Source organism: Blastochloris tepida (assembly GCF_003966715.1).
Lineage (GTDB): Bacteria > Pseudomonadota > Alphaproteobacteria > Rhizobiales > Xanthobacteraceae > Blastochloris > Blastochloris tepida.
The window spans coordinates 2,240,532-2,266,750 of record NZ_AP018907.1 but is presented as its reverse complement, the minus strand read 5'-3'; the positions used below and the strand labels follow the sequence as shown (position 1 = coordinate 2,266,750).

The following is a 26,219-nucleotide window of genomic DNA, read 5'->3' as shown; positions in this document are numbered from 1 at the left end:
GCCGTCACATGTGCTCTAGCCCCCCGCTCCGTCAACGGGTTTTCCATGCACCGCTATCGTACCCACAGCTGCGGCGCGTTGCGCGCCTCCGACATCGGCCAGACCGTCCGCCTTTCGGGCTGGTGCCACCGCATCCGTGACCATGGGGGCGTGCTGTTCATCGATCTGCGCGATCACTATGGCATTACCCAGGTGGTCGCCGACCCCGACAGCCCGGCCTTCAAGGCGGCCGAGCAGGCCCGGGCCGAATGGGTGATCCGGATCGACGGCAAGGTCCGCCCGCGGCCGATCGGCACGGTGAATGGCGAGCTCGCCACCGGCGAGATCGAGGTGTTCATCACCGAGCTGGAGGTGCTGGGCCCGGCCGGGGAGCTGCCGCTCCAGGTGTTCGGCGATCAGGAATATCCCGAGGAAACGCGCCTGCGTTACCGTTTCCTCGATCTGCGCCGCGAGCGGCTGCACCGCAACATCATGCTGCGCGGGGCGGTGATCGACTCGCTGCGCAGCCGCATGAAATCGCAGGGCTTCTTCGAGTTTCAGACGCCGATCCTCACCGCCTCCTCGCCCGAGGGCGCGCGCGACTATCTGGTGCCGAGCCGCGTCCATCCCGGCAAGTTCTATGCGCTGCCGCAGGCGCCCCAGCAGTTCAAGCAGCTCCTCATGGTGGCGGGCTTCGACCGCTACTTCCAGATCGCGCCCTGCTTCCGCGACGAGGACGCCCGCGCCGACCGCTCGCCGGGCGAGTTCTACCAGCTCGATATCGAGATGAGCTTCGTCACCCAGGAGGACGTGTTCACCGCCGTCGAGCCGGTGCTGAAGGGCGTGTTCGAGGAGTTCGGCAACGGCAAGCCGGTCACCCAGACCTTCCCGAAGATCCGCTATGCCGACGCCATCCGCACCTATGGCACCGACAAGCCGGACCTGCGCAACCCGATCAAGATGCAGTCGGTCGCCGACGCCTTCCGCGAGTCGGGCTTCAAGGTGTTCGCCCGCATCCTGGCCGACGATCCCAAGGCCGACGTGTGGGCCATTCCCGCCCCCGGCGGCGGCAGCCGCGCCTTCTGCGACCGCATGAACGGCTGGGCGCAGGACCAGGGCCAGCCGGGGCTGGGCTACATCTTCTGGCGCGAGGGCGCGGGCGCCGGGCCGCTCGCCAACAATATCGGCCCCGAGCGCACGGCGATGATCGCCGAGCGGCTAGGCCTGCATGACGGCGACGCCTGCTTCTTCGTCGCCGGTCGGCCCGAGAAGTTCTACAGGTTCGCCGGCGAGGCCAGGAGCCGCGTCGGCAAGGAGCTCGGCCTGATCGAGGAGAACCGCTTCGAGTTCTGCTGGATCACCGACTTCCCGATGTACGAGTGGAACGAGGACGAGAAGAGGATCGACTTTTCGCACAACCCGTTCTCGATGCCGAACTTCGAGCACGATGCCTTCATGGCGCTCGATCCGGCCGACAGCGACACGATTCTGTCGATCACCGCCTTCCAGTACGACATCGTCTGCAACGGCATCGAACTGTCCTCGGGCGCCATCCGTAACCACCGTCCGGACGTCATGAAGAAGGCGTTCGCGGTCGCCGGCTATGGCGAGGAGACGATCATCGAGAAGTTCGGCGGCATGTACCGGGCGTTCCAGTACGGCGCGCCGCCGCACGGCGGCATCGCCCCGGGCGTCGATCGCATCGTCATGCTGCTGGCCGGCGAGAGCAATCTGCGCGAGGTGGTGCTGTTCCCGATGAACCAGCGCTGCGAGGATCTGCTGATGGGCGCGCCCTCGACGGTGACGGCCAAGCAGCTGCGCGAGCTGCATATCCGGCTGAACCTGCCCGGCGCCTGATAGGGTTTCCGGCCGATCAGGCCGGAAACCATGTGCCGTTCGCCGAAATTCTCGTTTCCGAACGAGGGATTTCCGCCGAGACCGTTTCCGGTATCCCGAACGGATCGACCGGAAGCCGGACAATACGGACTGCGGTTCGCCGGCCCAACGGGCCGGCAATCGCTTGACCGGCGCCGGTCGGATCAAGCCGCATTTCCGCTATGCAAGTACCGAAAGCCCCGCTCGTACGCGGGGCTTTCGGCGCGCGTTCTTTCGCAGAACCGGTATTCACAGACGCATCATACTAACGGCCCCAGACGCTGACGCGTGGAGCCGTTGACTCTCGCGGATTTTCTTGCGGGAAATCAAAGATTTAGCGAAAATCCGCGATCGGAACCAACGGTCCGCTTTCGCGGCCGTTGGTATCATCTCTTGCCGTGAAGGCTCTGCCCGGTCTGCGTCAGCCAGGGACGGCAGTCGCTCGAAAGTTGCAGTTCAGAACGCGGCCCGACACAAGTTCTCCCGACGGGGCTGGCCGGCCGTTGAGGGTTTCGCCGCGTGCTTCATTCGCAACATGGTTGTGGGGATGGCGAAATATTGTGCACCGGTGCGAACTGTAACAGTTCGATCTCTGGTTCATTATCCCATCGACTACTGCGTAAGGTTCCAAGTGTTAATCCGTTTTTAAGGCGAATTCGGCTTTATCGGAGTGGAGATTAGCGCGAGGATTGTCGGGGTGAAGCGCGCGACACGAAAACGGGTGCTCGTGCTTTTCGCGGCGATCTGCTGCGCGGCCTTCATCGTCATCGGCGTGGAAGCGGCGATCGACGTCCTCACCCACGACCGCGGCACGTCGCAGGCGACGCTGAACGCCCGCGAAATGGTTGCGCGGGCCAATGTCAGGCTGCAGCGCGCCTCCACGTCGTTGCGGACTCTCGTCGCATCCGGCGTCGGCTCGTGCCGGCCGGGGGACATCGAGGCGATGCGGCGCGCAGTCTACACCACCACGCCGGTCAAGGAGGTGGCCCTGGTCGATGGCGCGGGCGCCGTGCTGTGCTCCCACCACGGCTTCGGCTCCGACCACAAGGCCATGACGGCCGAGCAGACCGTGGCCGATTCCGGCATCACCGTGTCGATGGTGCGGTTCGGCGAGAGCCAGGAGCCGGCGCTGCGGCTGCGCCATCCGGTTGCCCAGCACTATCTGGCGGCGCTCGTGCCCGCCGAGATCTTCGAGGCCGACGATTTCATCCCGCCGGCGCAGGGGCTGGGCGTCCGGCTGTTCCTGGCCGGCATCCCGTCGGTGCTGCACGATCCCGGCGAACCGGTCGGCCCGCGGGATGTCCGCGTCGTCGTGAGTTCCAGCCAATTTCCGATCTCGGTGGAGATCGTGCGCACGATGGGCGGCCTCAAGGCCGAAGGCGGGACGCTGGTGCAGTACACGCGCGCCGGCGGCTTCGTGGTCTGCGCGCTGGTCATCGCGCTGGCGCTGAGCACGACGCGCCCGCGCGAGGATCCGGTGGGCGAGTTGCGGGCGGCGATCGCGGCGGGCGAGATCGTGCCCTTCTATCAGCCGGTGATGGACATCGCCGCGGGCCGGCTGATCGGCTGCGAGGTGCTGGTGCGCTGGCGCAAGCCGACCGGCGAGGTGGTCTCGCCCGGCGCCTTCGTGCCGCTCGCCGAAAGCTCCGGCCTGATCTTCGAGCTGACGCTCGCGCTGATGCGGGCGGCGCGGGACGAGGTGGCGGACGTCTATGCGCTGCGCCCCCAGCTCAAGCTCGGCTTCAACATCCATGCCGAGCATTTCGACAATGACCGCATCGTCAAGGACATCCAGGAGATCTTCGGACACTCCGCGATCCAGTTGTCGCAGCTCATGCTGGAAGTGACCGAGCGCGCGCCGCTGGCCGATCTCGCCGCCGCGCGCCGCAGCATCGCCGCGCTGCAGGCCCTCGGCGCCAGGGTGGCGATCGACGATGTCGGCACCGGACACAGCGGCCTGAACTATCTGCTCAAGCTCGGCGTCGACGCGATCAAGATCGACAAGATGTTCGTCGATGCCATCGGCACCGAGCGCTATTCCAACGCCATCATCGACACGCTGGCCGAACTCGGCCGCACCATGCGGATCGACGTCATCGCCGAAGGCGTCGAGAGCTTCGAGCAGGTGGAATATCTGCGCGAGCACGGCATCCACATGGCGCAGGGCTATGTGTTCGCACCGGCCCTGCCGGGGCAGGCCTACATCGATCTCGTCGAGGCGATGTGCCACGACTCGCCGGAGGCGGACGCCCTCAAGATGGTGCGGAACCGCACGCCACTACCGCGCTACATCTCCGCGCGCAACCGCCAGATCGGGTAGAGCATTCTCCGCAAAAGTGGGAACCGGTTTTGCGGAAGAGAATGCGATAAAACAAAAACCAAAAGCGTCCGCTTGGTCCAATCAGATCGACGGATGCTCCAGACGCCCCGAGGCAGCGTCAGAAATGGCTGAAGCTCATCTGCTTGAGCTTCATCGGTCCGTCCGGGCCGTAGAGCACCGGCAGGCCCGGCCCGGCGGTGATCTCGCCGATGGCGGTGACCGCCACGCCCGCCCGCGTCGCCGCCGAGACGAAGGCGTCGAGATCGTCGGAAGGCACGGTCATCAGGATTTCGTAGTCGTCGCCGCCGGTCACCACCCGCTCCAGGAGGCGGGGATCGGTCTCGATGGCGGCGGCCGCGGCGGGCGACAGCGGCAGCAGCGCCGTCTCGATGCGGGCGCTGACGCCCGAGACCGCGCAGAGCTTGGCGAGGTCGCCGGCAAGGCCGTCGGAAATGTCCATCGCCGCGGTGGCGTGCAGGCGCAGCGCCGCCGCCAGCTTCAGGCGCGGCTGCGGCAGCAGGTAGCGGTCGGTGAGATGGGCCTTGTCGCGCGCGCCGAGCCGGTTGAGCGCCTTCAGGCCGAGATGCTTGCGCAGCATCAGCCCCAGCGCCGCATCGCCGATCGTTCCGGTGACCATCACCCAGTCGCCGGGCTGCGCCCCGGCGCGGCGCACCACCTCGCCGGGCTTCGCGGTGCCGAGCGCGGTGACCGAGATCACCAGCGGCCCGGTGGTGCGCACGGTGTCGCCGCCGAACAGCGGAATGCGATATCGCTTGGAATCGTCAGAGAGCCCGCGTGCGAAGGCGTCGATCCAGTCCGGCCCGGTGCCTTCCGGCAGCGCCACCGACAGCAGGAAGCCGAGCGGCTCGGCGGCCTTGGCGGCGAGGTCGGACAGATTGACCCGCAGCGCCTTGCGGGCGATCGCCTCGGGCGGATCGTTGGCGAAGAAGTGGACGCCGGCCACCAGCGTGTCGGTGGTGGCCACCACCTCGTGCGACGGCGGCACCGGGATCGCCGCGGCATCGTCGGTCAGGCCGAACGCGCCCTCGTGGCTGGCGATCGGCGCGAACGCCCGGTGGATCAGCGCATCCTCGCCGGACAGCCGGCTCACCGCATCGGCATGCACCGGCACAAGCGGGCGCACCCGGCTTTGTGGCGGCTCGGGCGCCGTCGCGGCCTCGGCGACGGGCGCGGCGGCAGGCGGGGGCGGCGTTTTGGCGACGGGCGCGGCCGGCGGGCGCGGCTTGGCTTCCGGGTTCGGCCGCACCGATGCCTTCACCAGCACCGGCGGCGGCACGTCGAGCACGAAGGGCGCGGGCGCGGCGGCGCGCAGCTGCGCCGTCGGCAGGGTGAGCGGCTCGGCCGCTGCCGGCTCGGCCGGAGTCTCCGGGCGAGGCTCGCGCGCCGGCGGGCCGGCGGCCGGCACATCGGCGGCCGGCGCTTCGGCCTTTGCCGTCTCCGCTTCGGGCTTTTCGCTCTCAGGCGTCTCGCTCGCCGGTGTCTCGGTCGGGGACGTTTCCGCCGCGGGCGTCTCCTTGGCGACGGCGGACTCGAACAGGCCGGGATCGAACGGCCCGAGATCGAGCGGCCCGAGATCGAGCGGCCCCAAATCGAGCGCGCCGGGCTCCAGCGGCCGCAGATCGAGCGGCCCGAAATCGAAGGGCAGGGCGGCCGGGACGGGCGCGGCCGGTGCGGGTTCGTCTGCAGTCGAAGCCGAAGGCGCCGGCCTCGGCGCGGCGGCAGCCTCCGCGCCGGGGGCTGCGGCAGCGCCGTCTGGAGGCGGCACCTTCAGCTCCATGGTCATCTCAACGGCCGCCCTCGTCGGTGAATTCGGCCGCGCGCAGCTTGCGGGCCAGCGCGTCGAGAACGGCATTGGCCATCGAGGTTTCCTCCTGCTCCAGGAACGCGCTGGCGACGTCGACATATTGTGACACGACAACCCGTGCGGGAATATCGGGGCGGGACATCAATTCGTAGCAGCCGGAACGCAGCAGCGCCCGCAGCACGGCCTCGACGCGCTTGAGCGGCCAGCCGCCGCTGAGGGTGGCGTCGATCAGCGGGTCGATGCGGCGCTGCTCGCGCACCACGCCCTCGACGAGATCGCGGAAGAAGGCGATCTCGGCATCCGGATGGGTGACGCCCTCGACCTCGCGGCCGATCCAGTGGCTTTCGAACTCGGCGAACACGTCGGCGGTCGGCGTCGCCGCCAGATCCATCTGGTAGAGCGCCTGCACCGCATTGAGGCGGGCGCCGGCCCGCGCGACGCGGCGCGGCGAGGGCGATTTGGGAGCGGCAGGCTTGTCGGGCGCGGAACTCATGACACGCGCTCCGGCATCACGAGGCCGCGCTTGAGCCGCACCAGCGACAGCACGGCAGCGGCGGCATGGCCGCCCTTGTCGAGCCGCGCGGGCTCGGCGCGCTCGGTCGCCTGCGCCTCGGTGTTGACGGTGAGGATGCCGTTGACCACCGGCAGCGCGCGGGCGACCGCCAGATCCATCAGGCCGCGCGCCGATTCGTTGGCGACGATGTCGTAGTGCGAAGTCTCGCCGCGAATCACGCAGCCGAGCGCCAGCACGCCGTCATAGGGCTCAAGGCGGGCCGCCGCCGCGTCGAGCAGAATGGCTGCGGCCGCCGGGATCTCCAGCGAGCCGGGCACGGTGACGCGATCGACCTGCACGCCGGCCGCCTGAAGCCGGCGCATGGCGCCGTCGAGCAGCAGGTCGGCGAGCGACTCGTAGAAGCGCGCCTCGACCACGAGAATACGGGCGCCGGGAATGGGTTGCTCGGCCTCCGCGGCCGCGCTGGAAGAGGTGACGATCATCAGGGGTATTTTCCGGGTTTGTGCCCGGGAATACGCGGATCAGCGCGCCTCGGCAAGGCGCGCGGCATAGCGCGCCATCAGATCCACCTCCAGATTCAACCGGTCGCCGGCCTTCACCGCGCCCCAGGTGGTTACCGCCAGGGTGTGCGGGATGATATGCACCGAGAAGTCGTCGTTTTCGACCGTGTTGACCGTCAGCGACGTGCCGTCGAGCGCCACCGAGCCCTTGGCGGCGATGAAGCGGGCAAGCGCCTTCGGGGCGCGGATGACGAAGGTCGCCTGCGCATCGGCGTCGCGGCGCGAGATCACCTCGGCCAGCCCGTCGACATGGCCGGTGACGATGTGGCCGCCAAGCTCGTCGCCGATCTTCAGCGAGCGTTCGAGATTGAGGCGGGTTCCCACCTGCCAGGTGCCGGCGGTGGTCAGCCGCAGCGTCTCGGCCGCGGCATCCACGGCATAGACGGTGCGGCCGTCCTGCTCGCCGATCTCGACCACGGTCATGCAGATGCCGCAGTGGCAGATCGAGGCGCCGAGGGCGATCGAGGCCGCCGGATAGCGGCAGGCGACGGTGAGGCGGCGCAGCGTGTCGCGGTCCTGGACGGCGACCACCTCGCCGATGTCGGTGACGATGCCGGTGAACATTCAGGGTCTCCTTGCGACCGTCATGAGGTCGGCGCCGACCGGCACCCGCTCGACGGCGTTCAGGGCCGGGGAAGCAGAAAGCATGCCGAGCGGCAGGCCGGCCAGCGCCGGCAGGGCGTCCTCGCCCAGCCGGACGGGGCTTTCGAACACCACCGTCTCGTCGACGAGATCGGCCTTGAGCAGGGCGGCCGCGACGGTGGGCCCGCCCTCGACCATCAGCCGGGTGATGCCGCGGGTGGCGAGCAGCGCCAGCGCCTGGGCAAGGTCCAGCCGGACGTCGGCACCGCGCCCGACCCGCATCACCTCGACGCCGGCCTGGGTCAGCGCCTGCTCCCGGGCATGATCGGCGTCCGCGGCGGCGATCACCCACACCGGCACGGTGCCGGCGCTTCGGACGAGGCGCGAGGTGGGCGGCAGCCGCAGCCCGTCGTCGAGCACCACCCGCACCGGCGAACGGTGTGCCAGCCCCGGCAGGCGGCAGGTGAGGTCGGGATCGTCGGCCAGCACCGTGCCGATGCCGACCAGGATCGCATCCGACAATGCCCGCAGCATATGCACGCGGGCGCGCGCCGCCTCGCCGGTGATCACAGCCGGCCGCGGCCCGGGCAGCGCCGCCTTGCCGTCGGCCGAGACCGCGAGCTTCAGCATCACGTGCGGACGGCCGTCCTGAACCCGGCGAATGTGGCCGGCGTGCGAGCGCAGGCCCTCCGCCCGCAGCACGTCGCGCGTGACTTCGATGCCGGCCGCTTCGAGCTTGGCGAAGCCGGCACCTGCCGTGCGGGGGTCGGGATCGCCGACGGATGCGACCACGCGGGCGATGCCGGCCTTGATGATGGCGTCGGCGCAGGGCGGGGTCTTGCCGAAATGGGCGCAGGGCTCCAGCGACACGTAGAGGGTGGCGCCCTTCGCCGCCGCCCCGGCCTGCGCCAGCGCCACCACCTCGGCGTGGGGTCGCCCGCCGGGCTGGGTCCAGCCGCGGCCGACGATCACCGGGACGCCGTCCTCGATGCGCACCACCAGCGCACCGACCGCCGGATTGGGCCACGTGGTGCCGCGCGCGGCATCGCCCAGCGCGATCGCCGCCGCCATCAGCCGCAGATCGTCAGCCGTGGTCTCGGATGCGGGGCGGGCGGCGGGGTGGTGCGGAGCGGTCGCGGCGGTCATGGCCGATCGGCGCCGGCTGCCGCCGCGTGGGCGATCTCGCCGAGCAGATCCTCGAAATCCTTGGGATCGCGGAAATTGCGGTAGACCGAGGCGAAGCGGACATAGGCCACGGTGTCGATGTCGCGCAGGCGCTGCATCACCAATTGGCCGATCGCCTCGGACTCGATCTCGTTCTCGCCCTGGCTCTCAAGTTGGCGGACGATGTCGGAGACCAGCCGGTCGATCCGCTCCTCCTCGACCGGGCGCTTGCGCAGCGCGATGGCGATGGAGCGGCGTAGCTTCTCGCGGTCGAACGGCACGCGCCGGCCCGAGCGCTTGAGCACGGTGAGTTCGCGAAGCTGCACCCGCTCGAAGGTGGTGAAGCGCGCGCCGCAATCGGGGCATACCCGGCGGCGGCGCACCGCCGTGCCGTCCTCGGACGGGCGCGAGTCCTTCACCTGGGTGTCCAGGCTGCCGCAGAAGGGGCACTTCATGACCCGCGCCGCCCTGTCATGAGGTCACTGTCCGTAGACCGGGAAGCGCCGGGTCAGCTCGCCGACCTTGGCGGCCACCGCCGACTCGACCGCGCCATTGCCGGACTCGCCGTTCTTCGACAGCCCGTCGAGCGCCTCGGCGATCAGCTCGCCGACCTTCCTGAACTCGGCCGGGCCGAAGCCGCGGCTGGTGGCGGCCGGCGTGCCGAGCCGGATGCCCGAGGTGACCATCGGCTTCTCGGGGTCGAACGGGATGCCGTTCTTGTTGCAGGTCAGGTGGGCGCGCCCCAGCGCGGCCTCCGCCGCCTTGCCGGTGAGCGCCTTCGGCCGCAGGTCGACCAGCAGCAGATGGTTGTCGGTGCCGCCGGTGACCAGCGCGAAGCCGGCTTCCAGCAGCGTCGCCGCCAGCACCTTGGCGTTCTCGACCACCTGCGCGGCATAGGTGCGGAATTCGGGGCGCAGCGCCTCGCCGAACGCCACCGCCTTGGCGGCGATCACGTGCATCAGCGGGCCGCCCTGCAGGCCGGGGAAGATCGCCGAATTGATCTTCTTGGCGATGTCCTCGTCATTGGTGAGGATCAGGCCGCCGCGCGGGCCGCGCAGCGTCTTGTGGGTGGTCGAGGTCACGACATGGGCGTGCGGGAACGGCGAGGGATGGGCACCGCCCGCCACCAGCCCGGCGAAATGGGCCATGTCGACCATGAAGATGGCGCCGATCTCGTCGCAGATCTGGCGGAAGCGGGCGAAGTCCCAGTGGCGGGCATAGGCCGAGCCGCCGGCCAGGATCAGCTTCGGCCTGTGCTCGCGGGCGAGCTTCTCGACCGCCTCCATGTCGATCAACTGGTCCTCGGGGCGCACATTGTAGGGCACCACGTTGAACCACTTGCCGGACATGTTGACGGCGCTGCCATGGGTGAGGTGGCCCCCGGCGGAGAGGTCGAGCCCCATGAAGGTGTCGCCGGGCTTCAGCAGCGCCAGGAACACGCCCTGGTTCGCCTGGCTGCCGGAATTGGGCTGGACATTGGCGAAGGCGCAGCCGAACAGCTTCTTGGCGCGGTCGATCGCAATGGTCTCGGCGATGTCGACGAACTCGCAGCCGCCATAGTAGCGCCGGCCGGGATACCCCTCGGCGTACTTGTTCGTCATGATCGAGCCCTGGGCCTCGAGCACCGCCTGCGAGACGATGTTCTCCGACGCGATGAGCTCGATATGGTCCTGCAGCCGCTTCAGCTCCTTGGCGATGGCGGAGGCGATCTCGGGATCGGCCTCGGCCAGCGAGGCGGTGAAGAAGCTGTTGGATAGCGGCCGGCTGCGCTCGACGTCGGAAACCGACATGGCCACGCTCCCCTTACTCATGGTTGCGTTGATCCGGTCGACGCACGCGGACACCCCGCGCCGTACGGCCGAAGCGGTCGCTTACCACGGCGGGCAAGGTGCGCCAAGGCGTTAGCCGCACTGGCGGCGGTCTTGCCGCACAGGCCATGGTTGCGGAGCGGACGATCGGGCGGCTGCCAGACCGCGCCAAGCCGCGTCCGACCGGTGACCGTTTCCGGTATCCCGAAGGGATCGACCGGAAACCGTCTCACGAGCTCTTGTTGGCGCTCAGGATCTGGCGCAGGAACGACAGTTCCTCGCCGCCGGCGGTGGTGGTGCGGCTGATGAAGTCGAACACCTTGCCGTCCTGCAGGCCGTAATTGGCGACCCGCTGCACCCGGCGCGACTTGGGATCGAAATAGACCGCCAGCACCCGCTGATCGACGATCTTGGGCTGCATGAAGGCGGCGCTCTGCTTCGCCGTCTGCGAGATGTAGTAGAACACCTCGCCGTTCAGCGTGGCGACGGTGGACGGCGTGCCGAGCACGATCAGCACCTGCTCCTGGGTGGAGCCGATCGGCACCTGCTCCAGCGCGTTTTCCGGCATCACATAGCCGCGCTGCAGGGTCTGGGTGAAGCAGCCGCCGAGCGGCAGCATCGCCGCCAGCAATCCGACCGCCAACGCGCGTCGACCGATCGTGAACTTGCTCATCGCACCTCTATCCTGAACGCAACGATCCCGAACAACTGTCCTGAGCGCAGTGCGTCTTTCATGACCGCATCGCCTCCGCCGGCCGGCCTCGGCGGCCCTGCGGCGACGCCACCGGCATACAGCCGACCTGAAGCAATGGAAATGGCGCGGCGACCTTCGTGCGGCTCTGTGGCGTGATCGTGGCGCGCCGGCCCGACCGGCACCCGCTGCGGTCGAAACCTACCGGAGCCTCGCGGCTCAATCCAGATCGAGGCCGGCGAACGGATCCTGGTCCAGCTCGTCGTCGCCGGCCGGGGACAAACTTTGGGCGCCCTGCGCGGTGCCGGCAGGCGGCGGCAGATCGGCACGGAGGCTCTCGGCGACGGTCTCGAACAGCGCAAGCGCGCCGGAAACCTCGCCCACCGTCGTCAGCACCAGGGTCAGGCGGGCGCCGGCGGCGTCCGCCTCGTCGAAGATGTAGAACATCGCCTGCGTTCCGGCGCCCCGCACCAACAGGCGGGTGGCCGGCTGATCGGCGATCACCGTCTGCTCGACCTCCTCCAGGCCCTCGCTCGGCATCGGCTCGCCGGCCGGCAGCAGCGACATGTCGATTCGCGCCACCGAGTCCGGCCGCGCCAGCGTCACCGCGCCGGTGCCGCGGTCGCTGACATCGGACCAGCCGGCCGGCGGCTCGATCGAGAAGCGGCCGAGCCACACCCGCCTGGGCGACGCCGCGGCTGGGCCGGCCGCCACCGGGGCCGGGCTCGGCGCAGCGGCGGGGGCGGGCGCGGCAGCGGGCGCCGGGAGAGCGGGGGCCGCCTCGCTGCGCTTGTCTTGAACCGGGTTCTGGGCCGCGCCGCCGAGCGTCACCCGCGACAGGATATCGTCGAGCGCCGGATCCCCCTGGCTGAGGTCGCCCTCGACCTCATAGAGAAAGTGCAGCCGCCGCTTGTCCTTGCGGCCCTTGTCCAGCGTCACCGATATGGTGTCGCGCGGGCCGGTGCGGCTGTGGATGTAGAGCGCGCGCTCGCCGGCCACCGTCACCTTGCGGTGGGAGACGATGTCGGGATAGCCCAGCAGCGGCTCATCGGGGAACCACCACCACACCAGCAGGCGGCGGCTGCCGTCCGGCGAGGTGATGTCGAGCTCCTTGCCGCCATTGACGCGCGCCACCTTCCAGTCGGTCGGCACGGCGATCCCGGCGCTGTCGAGCCGGTGGACGGACCAGCCGGCCGACTGGGCGACGGCGGGCAGGGGCGCGAACAGGAGGCCGAGCATCGTCAGGATGACCGCCCTCCCGATCGCGACGTGTCGGATGGCCATGGCCAGCTCCCTGACGTTGCGAAAAAGCGACGTGCGAGGCTGCCCACCGCTCTGGCGGGCGTCAAGCGCCGCCCGCTCGGCCTGGGAACCGGGGCGCTCGCGCGTTTTGCCCGGCGGCCGGGCCGGCTATGGTGTCCAGTGAACGTGTCCGGGGTCGCCGATCGATCTGCCGGAACCCATATGATTCCCGTTGCGTCCGGCTTTGCCGGAATCTGGAGACTTGCCGTGACCGACCCCACACCCGCCGCTCCCTGGACCCACTCGGTGCTGGTGGCGCAGCTTCCGCCCGAGAGCAGCCTGACGCTGGAGCCGACCGAGGAGACCCGGGCCGCACTCGCTCGCCATGTCGGCGCGCTGTCAGTGCCCGAGCTGAAGGCGACTCTGGAGCTTGTCGTCGACCGCAAGGGGACGGTCACCGTGACCGGCCGCCTCACCGGGCGCGTCGTGCAGGCCTGCGTGGTGACACTGGAGCCGATGGAGAGCGCGATCGACGAGGCGGTGGACGTGCGCTTCGCCGCCGATGCCGGGCCGGACTACGCGCCGGGCGCCGAGGTCGAGTTCGGCTATGAGAGCGCCGATCCGCCCGAGCCCATCATCAACGGCCGCATCGATCTCGGTGCCATCCTCACCGAGTTCTTCAGCCTGGGGGTCGATCCCTATCCGCGCAAGCCGGATGCGGCATGGCAGCCCGGCGATGAGCAGGCCCACGACGAGTCCCCGTTTGCCGCGCTGGCCAGGCTGAAGGATTCCGGAGCGTCATAGTTCTGTCACGTGGTTGCCAGGACGGCGCGAAAATGTATGTTCGCGCCCGCAGGCATCGGCGGGGGTGCGGGAGGCGGGTTTCGGTCCGGCTCCGGTCATCCTGCCGGCCTGATAAGTCCGCAAGCATCTCCGCTTCGCCAACGGTCGGCGCAGGGGAGGGGCCTGCCGAGCCGCCGATCACGTGGTCCGTCAATCTCCACTGAGCCATGACCGCACCTGTCCGCATCGCGCTCGACGCCATGGGCGGAGATCACGGACCTTCGGTCGTGATTGCCGGCGCCGAGATCTCGCTCATCCGCCACCCCGACACCAGCTTCCTGGTCTTCGGCCGTGAGTCGGAGGTCCGGCCGATTCTCGACCGGCATCCGAAGGTCGCCGCGGTGTCGGAGTTCCAGCACACCGAGGTGGCGGTGCGCATGGACGACAAGCCGAGCCAGGCGCTGCGCGCCGGCCGCCGGGTGTCGTCGATGTGGCGGGCCATCGAGGCGGTGAAGCGCGGCGAGGCCGATGTCGCGGTGTCCGCCGGCAACACCGGCGCGCTGATGGCGATGTCGAAGATCTGCCTGCACACCATGGCCGGCATCGAGCGGCCGGCGATCGCCGGCATCTGGCCGACGGTGCGCGGCGAATCGCTGGTGCTCGACGTGGGCGCCTCGATCGGTGCCGACGCCCAGCACCTCGTCGATCTGGCGGTGATGGGCTCGGCCATGGCCCGCATCGTGTTCGATCTCGACCGGCCGACCGTCGGCCTGCTCAATGTCGGGGTCGAGGAGATCAAGGGCGTCGAGGCGGTGCGCGACGCCGGTCAGCGCCTGCGCGCCCTCGACATGCCGGGCCTCGACTATCACGGCTTCGTCGAGGGCGACGATATCGGCCGTGGCACCGTCGACGTGGTGGTGACCGAAGGCTTCTCCGGCAATATCGCGCTGAAGACCGCCGAAGGCACGGCTAAGCAGATCGCCGAATACCTGCGCGCCTCGTTTGGCAGGACGGTATGGACCCGGCTGGGTTTTCTTCTGGCGCGCGGGGCTTTCAAGGCGCTGAAGGAAAAAATGGACCCGCGCCGCTCCAATGGCGGCGTCTTTCTCGGTTTGAACGGTGTGGTGATCAAGAGCCACGGCGGAACCGACAAGCTCGGTTTCGCGTCCGCGGTGGATATCGGCTACGACATGGTGCGGTACGGACTTCTCGCCAAGATCAGCGCCGATCTCGCTCGGTACGAGCGCGGCACGTTCTCCCCTCCGACGGTTCCGGCGGAGGCCGCCGCATCGTGACAGCGCGCTCTGTGGTGCTCGGGGTCGGCGGTTATCTGCCCGAGCGTGTGCTGACCAACGCCGAACTGGCGGGCATGGTCGACACGACCGACGAATGGATCGTCCAACGCACGGGCATCCGCCAACGCCACATCGCCGCCAAGGGCGAGGTGACGTCCGATCTCGCCATCGCCGCGGCAAAGGCGGCGCTGGCCAATGCCGGGATCGAGGCCGCCGACATCGACCTCATCGTGTTGGCCACGGCCACGCCCGACAACACCTTTCCCTCCACCGCCGTTACGGTCCAGGCCGCGCTCGGCATCACCCACGGCGCCGCCTTCGACCTGCAGGCGGTGTGCTCGGGCTTCGTGTTCGCGCTCTCCACCGCCGACTGCATGCTGGCGAGCGGCAGGTTCCGCCGGGCACTGGTGATCGGCGCCGAGACCTTCTCGCGCATCCTCGACTGGACCGACCGCACCACCTGCGTGCTGTTCGGCGACGGCGCCGGCGCCGTGGTGCTGGAGCGCCAGGAGCAGCCGGGCACGCGCGCCGACCGCGGGGTGCTCACCAGCCATCTGCGCTCCGACGGCCGCCACAAGCTGAAGCTCTATGTCGATGGCGGCCCGTCCTCGACCCAGAGCGTCGGCTTCCTGCGCATGGAGGGGCGGGAGGTGTTCCGCCACGCGGTGGGCATGATCACCGACGTCATCGAGGACGCCTTCAAGGCCACTGGCTACGGGCCGGACGACATCGACTGGTTCGTGCCTCACCAGGCCAACCGGCGCATCATCGATGCCTCGGCCGTCAAGCTCGGCATCGCCGCGGACAAGGTGGTCATCACGGTCGACCGCCACGCCAACACCTCGGCGGCCTCGATCCCGCTGGCGCTGTCGGTGGCGGCCGCCGAAGGCCGGCTCAAGCCCGGCAATCTGGTGCTGCTGGAAGCCATGGGCGGCGGCTTCACCTGGGGATCGGTGTTGTTGCGGTGGTGATTCCCCGCCTGCCCGGTTGACCCTCTGGCCGCGGTCTGATTAACGTTCAAAATCAGAGGGATGCTTAGCCAATTCCGAGTTCGGGGGCTGAAATGGCGGGTCGAACGATCACGCGGGCCGATTTGAGCGAGGCCGTCTACCAGAAGGTGGGGCTGTCGCGGACCGAGTCCACGGCGCTGGTGGAGCAGGTTCTGAAGGAGATCTCGGACTGTCTGGCCCGCGGCGAGACCGTGAAGCTGTCGTCCTTCGGCTCCTTCGTGGTCCGCCACAAGGGCCAGCGCATCGGGCGCAACCCCAAGACCGGCGTCGAGGTGCCGATCCCGCCGCGCCGGGTGATGGTGTTCAAGCCCTCCAACATCCTCAAGAATCGCATCAACGGCCACGCCGACGGCGAGGAAGAGGATTGAGACCGGGCGCTACTGAACGCGAACTGCCGTCATCATGGCCGGGCCTCGTCCCGGCCATCCGTGTCTTTGCCTCTCCCTGACGTTTCATACGATTTCCGCCTGATCCCTTCGGCATACCGGAAGTGGTCTCGTCAAAAATCCCTGATCCGAAAGGATTTTTTTGACGATCGGAATTCGGTTGTCTGGCGTGATCGGCCGGAAGCCGTATCAGTTTGCCACCGGAAGAACCGACCCGCCGGGCGTAGTGTGACATGAGCTTGGCTGCGTGGCGGATGCGCCGCGCGGGCTTGCACCAGCGCAAAACGATTCCCGATCAACGGGTTCCGCCCCGAAGCGGATTCGCCTTCGCAGACCCCGCGCGGCACCGTCCGGCAACGCCGGAATGCGTTTTCCCACAAACGCTTCGCCCCGGAAGCGGAATCGGAATCGCAAGCCTTCGCCGAAATCCCTTATAGTTGGAATCGGATGTACCCGGACGGCCTCGGGCCTGCGGGCTTTCGAGCCGTCGTTCGGCCGCCGAAGATCCCGTGTCCGGACAGGGATTTTCGGCGAGGACGTTTCCGGTATCCCGAAGGGATCAACCGGAAACCGTATGACTCTTACGAGCGCGGCGCGGCGAAGCAGCGGGGAGCGGCGTGGACAAGGAACCTGGCGCCTTCCGAACCATCAGCGAGGTGGCCGAAGACCTCGACCTGCCGCAGCACGTGCTGCGGTTCTGGGAGACGCGCTTCTCGCAGATCAAGCCGCTGAAGCGCGGCGGCGGCCGGCGCTACTACCGGCCCGACGATGTCGACCTGCTGCGCGGCATCCGCCACCTGCTCTATGGCGAGGGCTACACCATCCGCGGCGTGCAGCGCATCCTGCGCGACGAGGGGGTGCGCTTCGTCCAGACCGTATGGCAGACCGGCGCGGCCCCGCCGCCGCAGCCCGCCGATCAGGGCCCCATCAGTCAGGGGGCGGCCGGTCATCTGCCCGCCGACCGCGATTTCGAGCGGCGGGAGCCGTCCGCGCCCGAACTCCCGGCTGCGGCCGTCGCGCCGCCGGACCGCAGTCCGCCCGATCTCGTTCGGCCCGATCTCGCGCCGCCCGTCGTCGCCCGGCCGGAACGGGACGCGCCGCCCAGCCTGGACGTGCGCGATCACCTTGAGGCACGCGATCACCTGGACGCGCACGATCGCCTGGAGGCCCGCGACCATCCGAATACGCGCGATCGCCCGGAGCTGCGCGATCACCCGGAGCCGACCCTGCCGTTTGGCCCGCCCGAGGAGGGCAGGGCGCCACGCCGGCCGGTCGAGCCGCCGTCCCCCGATCTGACACCGCGCCGGCCAGCCGAGCCCGCCGGTCGAGGCGGGCTTCTCGGCCTCTTTCCCAAGATCGGCCGCGACGCCGAGCCGCCGCTGCTGCCGCGGGTGGTCGAGGTGCCGATTCCCACCGCGCGGACCGAGCCGGTCGTCCGGCCGCCCGAGCCGCCGCGCCCGCCGGTCGAGGAGCCGCCGCTGCGCCCCGCGCCGCGCCCGCCCGCGGCGGAGGCGCCGCCCGTGCCGGCATTGTCGCGCGAGAATGCCCGCCGCCTGCAGGCGGCGCTCTACGAGCTGCAGGAATGCCGCCGCATCCTGGATGCGACCCTTGGCGGCGGTGGCGACGGCAAGGCGTGATACGGTTTCCGGCTGATCAAGCCTTCGAACCGTATTCCGATCGCCGAAAAATCCCTTCCAACTCAAGGATTTTTCGACGAGGACGTTTCCGGTATCCCGAAGGGATCAACCGGAAACCGTATGACGGCGCCAGGGCCCGTCACCCCGTGCCGGGCGCACGCCGTGTCAGCCTGCTGGATTTTCGGGAGAAAATGGTCGGAGCGCCGAGATTTGAACTCGGGACCCCCAGTCCCCCAGACTGATTTTTTTCGTTTCCGCCCCTTTCCAGATCTTTCCCCGCGTGTCCCAACATATTGTATAAAAACGAATTTCGGCATACCGTCATTCCTGGCGGTTCCGGGCGTTTCCGCAATCGGTGCCGACATGGTGCCGACACGGGGGAAGGGGAGGGCGGAATGCCGGCGGTCAAGATCACACGGAAGGTTCTCGCCGATTTGGCGCCGCGCGAGCGGGTGTTCGTCCAGTACGACACCGAGGTTCCGGGCTTCGGCGTGCGCGTCACCCCGGCCGGTGCCGCGTCATGGATTGTCGAATATCGGCCGAACGGCGGTGGCCGGCGCGCGCCGACCCGGCGGATGACTCTCGGCTCGACCAAGAAACTCCCGCTCGAAAAGGCGAGGGCAGAGGCGGAGCGAATCATCGCGCCGGCCACGTTGGGGAGCGACCCGGCGGCAGACCGGCGCGAGCAACGCGAGGCCGCCACCATCGCGGACCTGATCGAGACGTTCATGCGGGAGTCCGTCCGGCCGCGGAAGAAACCCCGCACGGTTGAACTCTACGATTCGTATTTCCGGCTCCACGTCATCCCGACGCTGGGCACCAGGAAGGCCCGCGATGTCACCCATGCCGACGTCGCCCGCCTGCACCGCAAGCTCGGGGCGGAGAAGCCGGTGACGGCGAACCGCGTCGTGATGCTGCTGTCCGGCCTGTTCACATGGGCCGGGAAGGCCGGCGAGGTCGAGCACGATTTCAACCCGGCGCGCGGCATCGAGAAGTTTCGGGAGACAGCGAAGGAGCGGTTCTTGTCGACGGAAGAGCTTGCCGCGCTTGGTGCGGCGCTCGCCGAGGCCGAGGGCGAGGGCATTCCGTGGGGCGATAGCAAACCCACGGCGAAGCACGGCCGGAAGGAGGAAAACCGCCGGTCTGTATTCGGCCCGCACGCTGTCGCGGCGATTCGCCTTCTGCTGCTCACCGGCGCGCGGTTACGCGAAGTGCTGCATCTGCGGTGGGAGCACGTCGACACGGAACGCGGCCTGCTGTTGTTGCCCGACTCGAAAACCGGCAAGAAAACTATCGTGCTCGGCGCCCCGGCGCTCGCCGTTCTCGATGCCCTGCCGCGACTCGGCGCCTATGTCGTGCCGGGGAGCAACCCCGACCGGCCGCGCCATGACCTCCACAAAGTTTGGGCCGCGGTCTGTCGCAGGGCCGGCTTGGAAGGTGTGAGAATCCACGATCTCAGGCATACCCATGCGAGCTACGGGGCCGGCGCAGGCATGAGCTTGCAGATCATCGGCCGGTTGCTCGGGCATTCGCAGCCATCGACCACGCAACGATATGCGCACCTTGCCGATGATCCTCTGCGACGCGCCGCGAACACAATCGGTGGCCAGATCGTCGCCGCGCTCGCCGGCCAGCCACCGGCCGGTGAGGTCGTGCCACTGCGGGGAAAACGATGAACGACGACACCATCAAGACCGACGACGAGCGCCCCGATTTCCCCGAAGACGACGCCCTCCCCGATTGGGCCGCGCCGCTGACCGCCGGCCCGATCCCGGTCACGAGCGAGGCGACCGTCGACGACTTGGCGGCGATCATCGCGCCACGGCTTGAGGCGCTGATGCGCGTCTACGGTGCCGAACCCACCCCCGAGGGCTGGCGCCGGCTCGCCATCGGGCTCGCGCTCTCGCATGAACCCTCGCTCCGAATGTGGGGCGTGCATGACCGACCGCACGACGAACCGGGCCGGCGGAAAGACCGTGCACGGCTTGAGGACGGGTGGCGCTTGCAGAAGGAAGCCAAACGCACGGGCCTGCCGCTATCGGATGTCATCGAGGCTCACCGGCGCGCCGAGCGCAAAGCCGGCCGGAAGGTTCTTGCGGCGTCGACGCTCTATGAGGCCGTTCGCGACGCCCGAAAGATCGGGGGCAACCTCGCCGACTTCGCGTTGCGGCAGACTTTTGAGGCGGCAGCGCTGAAAGCGGCGACCGAACTGGAGCGGAAGTGATTATGGGAAATCACCCCGGATTTTATCCATAAGGGTTTCTCGCTATGGTCTGCCCATGCCGCCGGTTTTTGGCGCCTGTCTCGGAGTAGAAGGCATGGAATCAGACAACGATAACCACTTCCTCAACGTCGTCGCCGCGGCGAAGTACCTCGGACTCGGCAAATCGACGCTGGACAAATGGCGCTGCACCGGAGGCGGGCCGCGTTTCTCCAAGCTCGGCGCTCGCGTCGTCTACGCCAAGCCCGACCTCGACCAGTGGGTCGCCGCCAACCGGCGCGCCTCGACCTCGGCTGCCGCCTGATCCCCGCCTCGCCCCGCCACGCGGCGCGACGTAGCGCGACGCCTCGCAACGCAACGGCCGCTCCTCTCCGGAGGAGCGGCACCCATCCGTCAAGTCGTTCGTCGCCGTCCGTCAAGTCGTCCGTTAGTCGTCCGTTGGAGTAACGGACGTCCGTTAGTAACCAGGACGCATTAGGCCAGCTTGACTCCACGGCAGATGTGGCGAACGCTTCCGGAGCCATCATGAAACGGGGAGAAACAACTAGGATTGCGCGTGAGCTTGCCGACCTCGCCAGCGTCTTTAGTATGTCGTAATCGATAATCCTCGGCCCGACCGACCAAGCAACTGTGAAGGCGGCGCTTCTCTACAGCGCCGCCCGCCTCGGCGATGCGCGCGAGGCCGACATCGAGCGGCGCGCCGCCGAGGTGGGTCAGCGCGTCGTCGAGTCCATCACCCCCGAGCCCGGCGTCGCGTGCCGGGTTGCCGCCTGATCCATCACCTACCACCGACCAACCAAGGAGACCGCCATGACTGAGCGCGAAGAGAAAAGCCGCGAGTCTAAAGTTCGTCGCCAGCTTCAGAAATGCGGGTACCGCCTTCACAAGACGCCAGCTAGATCATGGCTCAGGAAGCATTACGGCGCCGGCTACATGATTACCCTGAACAACACTGTTGTTTCTGGATGTAGCAGCAGGGAATATGACGCAAATCTGGAGGACGTTGAGCTGTTCGTCTCCGATTTGGCCTCGCACCCGGCGCCGACCCTGGCGCCGTTGCCGGCCGACTCCAGCCGGGCCGCCTGATCTCCTGCCTCGCCCCGCCACACGGCGCGCCGCCGCGTGATCCTCGGCCAGCAACGCACGGCCCCATCATCCTCGCGCCCCGGCGCAGGGATGATGTGTTTCGGAGCGGAGGAAGATCAACGAATGATCAACGAAAGCACCGCCCGAGACGTGCCGACGCCGGCCGGGTGCGGATGCTCGGGTTTATGGCTCTTTCAGGGTATTGTTAACGTTCGAAGAAAGAGCTTGACTCCTAGGAAACAATGCCAGCACTTTGGGGTCCATCAGAAACCAGTCCGGAGATTGTCGTGATGGACAACGAAGCTCAAGCCGGCCCGCTCGTGGTCAACGGCGTCAACGCCGCGGCGGCGGCTATCGGGATTTCGCGCGAAGAGGTGCGACTCGCGATGCTGGCCGGGCGGCTCCGGAGCCGGCGGCTCGGCCGGCGCCACCTCTTCACGCGCGCCGATCTGCAAGCGTTCGTCGACGCCCTGCCGATGTCGGACAGCCGAGCCGCCTGATCCCATCACCTGAACGAAGGAACGAAACGTGACCAAATATCTCGAATCGCTCGCCCACTGCCTCAACGCCGGAACCCCGCTCGGCCCCACGACCGGAAGATCGCCGCCGAGGCCGTGAAGTTGGCCAGCGGGCATCTTGCCGGCGCGCCGCTGACCGACATGCACCGGCACGCCTCCGCCCTTCGAGCGGCCCTGAGCGCGTCTCAGGGTGCCGATGCCGTGGTGGGGTTCATCCTGGACAGCTACCGGCAGGCCGGCGGGCGAACCGCTGCGGCCGGATAGGCACAAAAGAAAACCCCGCCGGGAGGGCCGGCGGGGTTCTTTCCACCACGGCCGGGGCATGACTCCCGACCAATCGTTCTTGGAGAACGAACCATGAATGCCACAAATCACGCCGCGACGGAAGACCTTGTTTCGTCGCCTCTTGAGCGCTCGGGCGTCCCTGGCATGCATCCGTCCCAAGTGCGCCGGGAGTTGGCGCGGCGGGGGTGGCCTCCGCTGCCGATCCTGGCGCACGATGCCCCGGACCGGGAGCAGCCCGGCGCGGTGGCGAGGGGCGCCGGCAAAGCCGTGCTGGTTCGCGGGTGGCAGAAGGACGCGGCGTTCGATGCGACACCCGCCAGCGAGGCGGCGCTCGGAGCGTGGGAGCGCGGCTACAGCCACTGCCCAGGCACCGGCATTGCGTGCGGTCGTGTGATCGGCATCGACATCGACTGCCTAGACGCCGCGCTCGCTGCCGAAGTGCGCCGCCTTGCGGAACAAGAGTTCGGCCCGACGCCGTTCGTGCGGGTCGGTCGCGCGCCGAAGCTGCTGTTGGTCTATCAGGCCGCCGAGCCGGTGCCGAAGCGCCGGTTCGTTGCCGAGGTCGGCGACAACGCGCTCGAAATTCTCGGCGAGGGCTCGCAGTTTGTCAGCTACGGCGTTCATCCCGTCACATGCCAGCACTACGAATGGACCGGCCCGCTGTCGCCGCTGACCGGTGACCCGGACGACGCGCCGGTTATCTCGGCTGCCCAGATCGAGCGGTTCATCGACGCAGTTCGCGGCATCATGCCGTTGAAGCAGAGCGGGGGGTGGCATGGTAGCGACGACAGCTTCAACGTCGTCGAGTTCCACACCAACCGCTCGGCCGCCGATACGTTCTTCACGCGTTTGAACGACAAAGCGCGCGCGAATTACGACGCGTGGGTTCCCGACCTTGGCCTGTCGCGCATCCGCCGGGAGCCCGGCGGATATGCCGCTGTCGCCGAATGGCGGCGGTCGTCAACGGGCCGCCCGCTCGACCAGCGCAACTTGAATCTCAGCTTCGACGCAAAGGGGATCACCGATTGGGGCGACGGGCCGCGCCACTATTCACCGCTTGACGTCGTGATGGCGGCGCTCGGGCTCGGCGTTGACAGCGCCGTTCAATGGCTCGGCGAGCGCGTCGATCCGACGTGGAACGACCCTCCGATCATTCTCACATCCGGGGCGCGTACGATGGCTTCAACCTCTTCTGATCTGGCGCCGCTTGCGGTGGATGACGGCGCGCTTGTGCCGGCGCAGCCGGTTGCCGCTGTGGTGGAAGCCGACGACGACGGCGACGACTGTGAGGCGACGTTCGCCCCGGTCGCGAGCCTTGAAGACTTGACCCACCCGCCCGGCCTCGTTGGCGACATCATCGATTGGTGCGAGCGGACATCGGAGCGCCCGGCGCGTTCGGCGGCCCTCGGCGCCGCGCTCGGGTTCGTGAGCGCTCTCGCCGGGCGGAAGTTCGCGAGCCCGACCGATCTGCGCACGAACCTTTACATTCTGACCCTTGCCGAGTCGGGATATGGGAAGGATCACGCCCGGCAGGCGATCACGCGCATTGCGGATTGCGTCGACAATCCGGACGTTCGTCGGCTTGGTACCAAGGACGGCTTGGGCGATTACCTCGGGCCGGGGCGCGCCATGTCGGCAACGGCGTTGCGCAACCTCTTGATCAAGAAGCCGTCCGTTCTGCTGCAAGCGGATGAGTTCCACGGAACGCTGAACATGATGAACGAGCGGTCATCGCTCGCGCGCCTTCTCGCCGACGACTTCCTCTCGCTGTTTTCGAGCGCGAGCACTTCGTACGCGGGCGCTGAGTACGCCGGCACTCCCGCCGTGAAGCTCTACGCTCCGAACTTTTCGGTTCATGGCCTGAGCACGCCGTCATCGTTCTGGCTGGCGGCCGGTTCTCGCTCTCTCACGAGCGGCCTTTTGCCCCGATTCATCCTGCTGAACATCGACGCGCCCAAGCCTGCAAGGCGCGAGCCGGAAGCGTCGATTCGCGATGTTCCGCCCGACTTGGTGCGGCGATGTGCTGCGATTGCGCAGCTTGGCGGAAACCTGCATCGGGATGGCACTGCCCCGGCCCCCCCGCCGGTTGTGGTTCCGTACACCGACGCCGCGCGCGCTGCGCTGGAGCAGTTCCGCGCGTACGTAGAGGAGCAAGAGGCAGTCGTTAATGATCGATGCCGGCCGTTCCTGCACCGCGCCGCAGAGCACGCGATCAAGCTCGCGTTGACTGTCGCGGTCGGGGTGGATTGCACCCGTCCTCGGATCACAGGCGAGGTGATGGAATGGGCTTGCTCCCTGGCGTGGCACTCAACCTGTTCGTTCATCGCCGAGTCCGCCGAGCGTATCGCCGACAATGAGCGCGAGGCCGACTACCTGCGGGTGTTTCGGCTCATCAAGGGTGCCGGCCCGGCCGGGATCACGGAAGGTGTGTTGCGGGATCGCACGCGCAGCATCGATAGCCGCCGGCTGGCCGACCTTTTGGGGTCAATGGTGGCGGCTGGCCGGGTTCGGCGCGACGACGTGCAGACGAAGAAGGGAAAGCGCCCCCGGCTGCTGTTCGTCCGGTGACCGGATTCCATCGTGAGATTCCATCGCGGGGCTGGATTTCATCGTACGATGGAATCCGGCCCCGTTCTTTTTTCGTCGTTTCCATCTGCATTTTCTCGGAGCCGTTTGCGATGAAATCCAGGCGAAAAAGGTAATTGGAATCAATGCCCTATATATATCTATTATTATATCGTATATATCGTAACCTCTCTCTCCCTCCCTTCCCCACCCCCTCCTGTCCTCCCCCTCTATAGCCGCGCACGATATTTACGACGAAATCCGCGGCGCCCCACCTAAATACCGCTTCAACCCTACGGTATCGCCGCCGCCGCCTCGCCCGGCAGGGCGTGGTGGTGGCGCGGGGCGCGGTGGCTGGCGTCTGAGGGGGAGGCGCCCGAGGTGCTGGCCCTGGCCACACGGCGCACCCCCACGCCCAACTCAGCTGGTCCTCAACATCGCAACCAGTGTCACCTGGCGCCAATTCGCCGCACGGCAGCGGTTGACCATCCGAATGATGCCGGATGATCTTTGCACGCATCACGCTCTCGTCCTGCCGAAGGATCATTGATCGCCAATGCCCGCATTCTCCCGTGTGATCGGCATCGACTATTCGGGTGCGGAGACGCCGAATGCGGGCCTGAAGGGCTTGCGCGTCTATCTCGCTGAAGGCGATTTGCCGCCCCGCGAGGTTTCGCTTGGCGAGGTGTCGCCGCCGTCATCTCCGCGCAAATATTGGACCCGCAAAGGTGTCGCTGAATGGCTGGTGAAGCGGCTCGGCGAGGATGTGCCCACACTGGTGGGAATCGACCACGGTTTCTCGTTTCCGCTGCCCTATTTCGAGGCGCATGGCCTCGCACACGATTGGCCAACGTTCCTTGATGATTTCCAGCGGCACTGGCCGACCGACGAGGACCACACCTATGTCGATTTCGTCCGAGACGGGACGGCCGGTAACGGCGCGGCGCGTATTGGCAACGCCCGCTGGCGGCGCCTGACTGAGCAGCGCGCTGGGGGCGCGAAATCGGTGTTTCACTTCGACGTGCCAGGGTCGGTGGCGAAGTCCACCCATGCCGGCATCCCTTGGCTACGTTTCATCCGTCAGCGCCTCGGCGCCCACGTCCACTTCTGGCCGTTCGACGGCTGGGACATTCCGGCTGGGCGGTCGGCTATCGCCGAGGTCTATCCTGCCCTTTGGTCCCGAGACTTCGCCAATGAAGGCCGCACCGGTGACCAGCACGACGCCTTCAGCATCGCGGCTTGGCTCTCCCGCGCCAACCGCGACGGCAGTCTTGCAGCGTTCCTCTCCCCTGATCTTTCGCCGTCCGAACGAACGCAGGCGGAGGTGGAAGGGTGGATTCTTGGAGTTCAGGGCTCGACGCCGAGCCTGAGCCGGGCAGGTCCACAAAGACCAAAGGCATCGACAGTCGCAACACGTCCGACGCTGAACGCATCCGATTCAGGGAGCACGAAGGTCTGCCCAGAGTGCGGGCACGTGTTTCGCGGCGGAACTTGGGGCGGAATTGATGCGCACTGGAAGGCCGTTCACGGCCAGATCATGCCTTACGAGGTGGCGTGGCCCATCATCAAGGCGGGTGGAAAGCCGTCAGCCAAATAGCGGGCAACCACAGCATCAAGCCGCTGATGGCGAGGAACCACATCGCACCCCGTCAGAGGCGAAGCTCGGCTGGCCTATGGCGAGCAGGGTGCGGGCGGTGCAGAGGTACCCCACCCCCCTTGGGTCCTGTGGACCACCCCGCCGGCCGCGGGTGACGCGCGACCTCGACGGTTTTCTAGATGCACATCGTGAAAAGCGCCTTTTTGTTGTGCGGATGCTGTGTTGCCTTAATTTGCGCCACTGCTGGCGCCGGCATCCGTCATTTTGTCGGCTAGC

General features: G+C 67.9%; 23 protein-coding genes and 1 pseudogene. 15 read left to right on the top strand and 9 right to left on the bottom strand.

Annotation, left to right across the window (positions count from 1 at the left end):
- The first annotated feature begins 45 nt into the window (after positions 1–45).
- Both aspS and BLTE_RS10500 read left to right on the top strand, forming a co-directional pair.
- The gene (aspS, locus tag BLTE_RS10505; protein WP_126400233.1) at positions 46–1,836 is read left to right on the top strand and encodes an aspartate--tRNA ligase; all 1,791 of its coding nucleotides are present in this window, start codon (positions 46–48) and stop codon (positions 1,834–1,836) included.
- Between the two features lie 739 nt (positions 1,837–2,575).
- Complete coding sequence (locus BLTE_RS10500) at positions 2,576–4,174, top strand: EAL domain-containing protein (protein ID WP_126400230.1); 1,599 nt, start codon at positions 2,576–2,578, stop codon at positions 4,172–4,174.
- Between the two features lie 118 nt (positions 4,175–4,292).
- Here BLTE_RS10500 and thiL read toward each other — a convergent pair whose 3' ends face one another.
- The 9 genes from thiL to BLTE_RS18295 form a co-directional block, all read right to left on the bottom strand.
- A complete protein-coding gene (gene thiL / locus BLTE_RS10495) occupies positions 4,293–5,978 on the bottom strand; it encodes a thiamine-phosphate kinase (protein ID WP_244599955.1) in 1,686 nt (561 codons plus the stop codon).
- Position 5,979: 1 nt separating this feature from the next.
- Complete coding sequence (nusB, locus tag BLTE_RS10490) at positions 5,980–6,492, bottom strand: transcription antitermination factor NusB (protein WP_126400228.1); 513 nt, start codon at positions 6,490–6,492, stop codon at positions 5,980–5,982.
- On the bottom strand, positions 6,489–6,992 hold the full coding sequence (gene ribH / locus BLTE_RS10485; RefSeq protein ID WP_425290298.1) for a 6,7-dimethyl-8-ribityllumazine synthase: 504 nt from the start codon (positions 6,990–6,992) through the stop codon (positions 6,489–6,491). Before ribH ends, nusB begins: the two co-directional genes overlap by 4 nt.
- A 42-nt stretch (positions 6,993–7,034) precedes the next feature.
- Positions 7,035–7,637, bottom strand: a complete 603-nt coding sequence (locus BLTE_RS10480) for a riboflavin synthase (RefSeq protein ID WP_126400222.1) — start codon at positions 7,635–7,637, stop codon at positions 7,035–7,037.
- A complete protein-coding gene (gene ribD, locus BLTE_RS10475) occupies positions 7,638–8,801 on the bottom strand; it encodes a bifunctional diaminohydroxyphosphoribosylaminopyrimidine deaminase/5-amino-6-(5-phosphoribosylamino)uracil reductase RibD (RefSeq protein ID WP_425290271.1) in 1,164 nt (387 codons plus the stop codon). It abuts the gene before it with no gap.
- Complete coding sequence (gene nrdR, locus BLTE_RS10470; RefSeq protein ID WP_126400220.1) at positions 8,798–9,274, bottom strand: transcriptional regulator NrdR; 477 nt, start codon at positions 9,272–9,274, stop codon at positions 8,798–8,800. Before nrdR ends, ribD begins: the two co-directional genes overlap by 4 nt.
- A gap of 24 nt (positions 9,275–9,298) precedes the next feature.
- Positions 9,299–10,609, bottom strand: a complete 1,311-nt coding sequence (glyA, locus tag BLTE_RS10465; protein ID WP_126400217.1) for a serine hydroxymethyltransferase — start codon at positions 10,607–10,609, stop codon at positions 9,299–9,301.
- A 247-nt stretch (positions 10,610–10,856) separates the two neighbouring features.
- Complete coding sequence (locus tag BLTE_RS10460; RefSeq protein ID WP_126400214.1) at positions 10,857–11,300, bottom strand: outer membrane protein assembly factor BamE; 444 nt, start codon at positions 11,298–11,300, stop codon at positions 10,857–10,859.
- A 237-nt stretch (positions 11,301–11,537) separates the two neighbouring features.
- Positions 11,538–12,602 carry a hypothetical protein gene (locus BLTE_RS18295; protein WP_174769496.1) on the bottom strand — a complete coding sequence of 355 codons (1,065 nt, stop codon included), beginning with the start codon at positions 12,600–12,602 and terminating at the stop codon, positions 11,538–11,540.
- A gap of 225 nt (positions 12,603–12,827) precedes the next feature.
- On the opposite strand from BLTE_RS18295, the gene BLTE_RS10450 reads away from it, so the two are divergent.
- From BLTE_RS10450 to BLTE_RS10395, 13 genes and pseudogenes are all read left to right on the top strand, one after another.
- Positions 12,828–13,364, top strand: coding sequence for a YceD family protein (locus BLTE_RS10450; RefSeq protein ID WP_160140581.1), 537 nt, complete (start codon positions 12,828–12,830; stop codon positions 13,362–13,364).
- Between the two features lie 206 nt (positions 13,365–13,570).
- The gene (gene plsX / locus BLTE_RS10445; RefSeq protein WP_126400208.1) at positions 13,571–14,638 is read left to right on the top strand and encodes a phosphate acyltransferase PlsX; all 1,068 of its coding nucleotides are present in this window, start codon (positions 13,571–13,573) and stop codon (positions 14,636–14,638) included.
- Complete coding sequence (locus BLTE_RS10440; protein ID WP_126402148.1) at positions 14,632–15,609, top strand: beta-ketoacyl-ACP synthase III; 978 nt, start codon at positions 14,632–14,634, stop codon at positions 15,607–15,609. The genes plsX and BLTE_RS10440 overlap by 7 nt, the downstream gene beginning before the upstream one ends.
- 92 nt (positions 15,610–15,701) lie before the next feature.
- The gene (locus BLTE_RS10435; RefSeq protein ID WP_126400206.1) at positions 15,702–16,016 is read left to right on the top strand and encodes an integration host factor subunit alpha; all 315 of its coding nucleotides are present in this window, start codon (positions 15,702–15,704) and stop codon (positions 16,014–16,016) included.
- A gap of 635 nt (positions 16,017–16,651) precedes the next feature.
- Positions 16,652–16,907: pseudogene (locus BLTE_RS18555) on the top strand (MerR family transcriptional regulator); the annotation flags it as partial.
- A 1,159-nt stretch (positions 16,908–18,066) separates the two neighbouring features.
- Complete coding sequence (locus tag BLTE_RS10425) at positions 18,067–19,347, top strand: site-specific integrase (protein ID WP_126400201.1); 1,281 nt, start codon at positions 18,067–18,069, stop codon at positions 19,345–19,347.
- Positions 19,344–19,895 (top strand): hypothetical protein, encoded by a 552-nt coding sequence (locus BLTE_RS10420; protein ID WP_126400198.1) that lies wholly within the window; start codon positions 19,344–19,346, stop codon positions 19,893–19,895. The genes BLTE_RS10425 and BLTE_RS10420 overlap by 4 nt, the downstream gene beginning before the upstream one ends.
- Before the next feature lie 94 nt (positions 19,896–19,989).
- Positions 19,990–20,196 (top strand): helix-turn-helix transcriptional regulator, encoded by a 207-nt coding sequence (locus tag BLTE_RS10415; protein ID WP_126400195.1) that lies wholly within the window; start codon positions 19,990–19,992, stop codon positions 20,194–20,196.
- Between the two features lie 326 nt (positions 20,197–20,522).
- Entirely contained in the window at positions 20,523–20,666 is a 144-nt protein-coding gene (locus BLTE_RS18100; protein WP_160140580.1) for a hypothetical protein, read from the top strand.
- A 36-nt stretch (positions 20,667–20,702) separates the two neighbouring features.
- A complete protein-coding gene (locus tag BLTE_RS10410; protein ID WP_174769541.1) occupies positions 20,703–20,978 on the top strand; it encodes a hypothetical protein in 276 nt (91 codons plus the stop codon).
- 290 nt (positions 20,979–21,268) lie between these two features.
- Positions 21,269–21,478 (top strand): helix-turn-helix domain-containing protein, encoded by a 210-nt coding sequence (locus tag BLTE_RS10405; protein WP_126400193.1) that lies wholly within the window; start codon positions 21,269–21,271, stop codon positions 21,476–21,478.
- Positions 21,479–21,853: 375 nt separating this feature from the next.
- Positions 21,854–24,349 (top strand): DUF3987 domain-containing protein, encoded by a 2,496-nt coding sequence (locus tag BLTE_RS10400; protein WP_126400190.1) that lies wholly within the window; start codon positions 21,854–21,856, stop codon positions 24,347–24,349.
- Between the two features lie 553 nt (positions 24,350–24,902).
- Positions 24,903–25,943, top strand: coding sequence for a hypothetical protein (locus tag BLTE_RS10395; protein ID WP_244599954.1), 1,041 nt, complete (start codon positions 24,903–24,905; stop codon positions 25,941–25,943).
- Positions 25,944–26,219 lie beyond the last annotated feature (276 nt).

What these genes read in the sequence shown, in the direction of transcription:
- aspS (WP_126400233.1), top strand. Translation starts at nt 46, where the DNA reads ATGCACCGCTATCGTACCCACAGCTGCGGCGCGTTGCGCGCCTCCGAC.
- thiL (WP_244599955.1), bottom strand. Translation starts at nt 5,978, where the DNA reads ATGACCATGGAGCTGAAGGTGCCGCCTCCAGACGGCGCTGCCGCAGCC.
- nusB (WP_126400228.1), bottom strand. Translation starts at nt 6,492, where the DNA reads ATGAGTTCCGCGCCCGACAAGCCTGCCGCTCCCAAATCGCCCTCGCCG.
- BLTE_RS10480 (WP_126400222.1), bottom strand. Translation starts at nt 7,637, where the DNA reads ATGTTCACCGGCATCGTCACCGACATCGGCGAGGTGGTCGCCGTCCAG.
- ribD (WP_425290271.1), bottom strand. Translation starts at nt 8,801, where the DNA reads ATGACCGCCGCGACCGCTCCGCACCACCCCGCCGCCCGCCCCGCATCC.
- nrdR (WP_126400220.1), bottom strand. Translation starts at nt 9,274, where the DNA reads ATGAAGTGCCCCTTCTGCGGCAGCCTGGACACCCAGGTGAAGGACTCG.
- glyA (WP_126400217.1), bottom strand. Translation starts at nt 10,609, where the DNA reads ATGTCGGTTTCCGACGTCGAGCGCAGCCGGCCGCTATCCAACAGCTTC.
- BLTE_RS10460 (WP_126400214.1), bottom strand. Translation starts at nt 11,300, where the DNA reads ATGAGCAAGTTCACGATCGGTCGACGCGCGTTGGCGGTCGGATTGCTG.
- BLTE_RS18295 (WP_174769496.1), bottom strand. Translation starts at nt 12,602, where the DNA reads ATGGCCATCCGACACGTCGCGATCGGGAGGGCGGTCATCCTGACGATG.
- plsX (WP_126400208.1), top strand. Translation starts at nt 13,571, where the DNA reads ATGACCGCACCTGTCCGCATCGCGCTCGACGCCATGGGCGGAGATCAC.
- BLTE_RS10435 (WP_126400206.1), top strand. Translation starts at nt 15,702, where the DNA reads ATGGCGGGTCGAACGATCACGCGGGCCGATTTGAGCGAGGCCGTCTAC.
- BLTE_RS10425 (WP_126400201.1), top strand. Translation starts at nt 18,067, where the DNA reads ATGCCGGCGGTCAAGATCACACGGAAGGTTCTCGCCGATTTGGCGCCG.
- BLTE_RS10420 (WP_126400198.1), top strand. Translation starts at nt 19,344, where the DNA reads ATGAACGACGACACCATCAAGACCGACGACGAGCGCCCCGATTTCCCC.
- BLTE_RS10415 (WP_126400195.1), top strand. Translation starts at nt 19,990, where the DNA reads ATGGAATCAGACAACGATAACCACTTCCTCAACGTCGTCGCCGCGGCG.
- BLTE_RS10410 (WP_174769541.1), top strand. Translation starts at nt 20,703, where the DNA reads ATGACTGAGCGCGAAGAGAAAAGCCGCGAGTCTAAAGTTCGTCGCCAG.
- BLTE_RS10405 (WP_126400193.1), top strand. Translation starts at nt 21,269, where the DNA reads ATGGACAACGAAGCTCAAGCCGGCCCGCTCGTGGTCAACGGCGTCAAC.
- BLTE_RS10400 (WP_126400190.1), top strand. Translation starts at nt 21,854, where the DNA reads ATGAATGCCACAAATCACGCCGCGACGGAAGACCTTGTTTCGTCGCCT.
- BLTE_RS10395 (WP_244599954.1), top strand. Translation starts at nt 24,903, where the DNA reads ATGCCCGCATTCTCCCGTGTGATCGGCATCGACTATTCGGGTGCGGAG.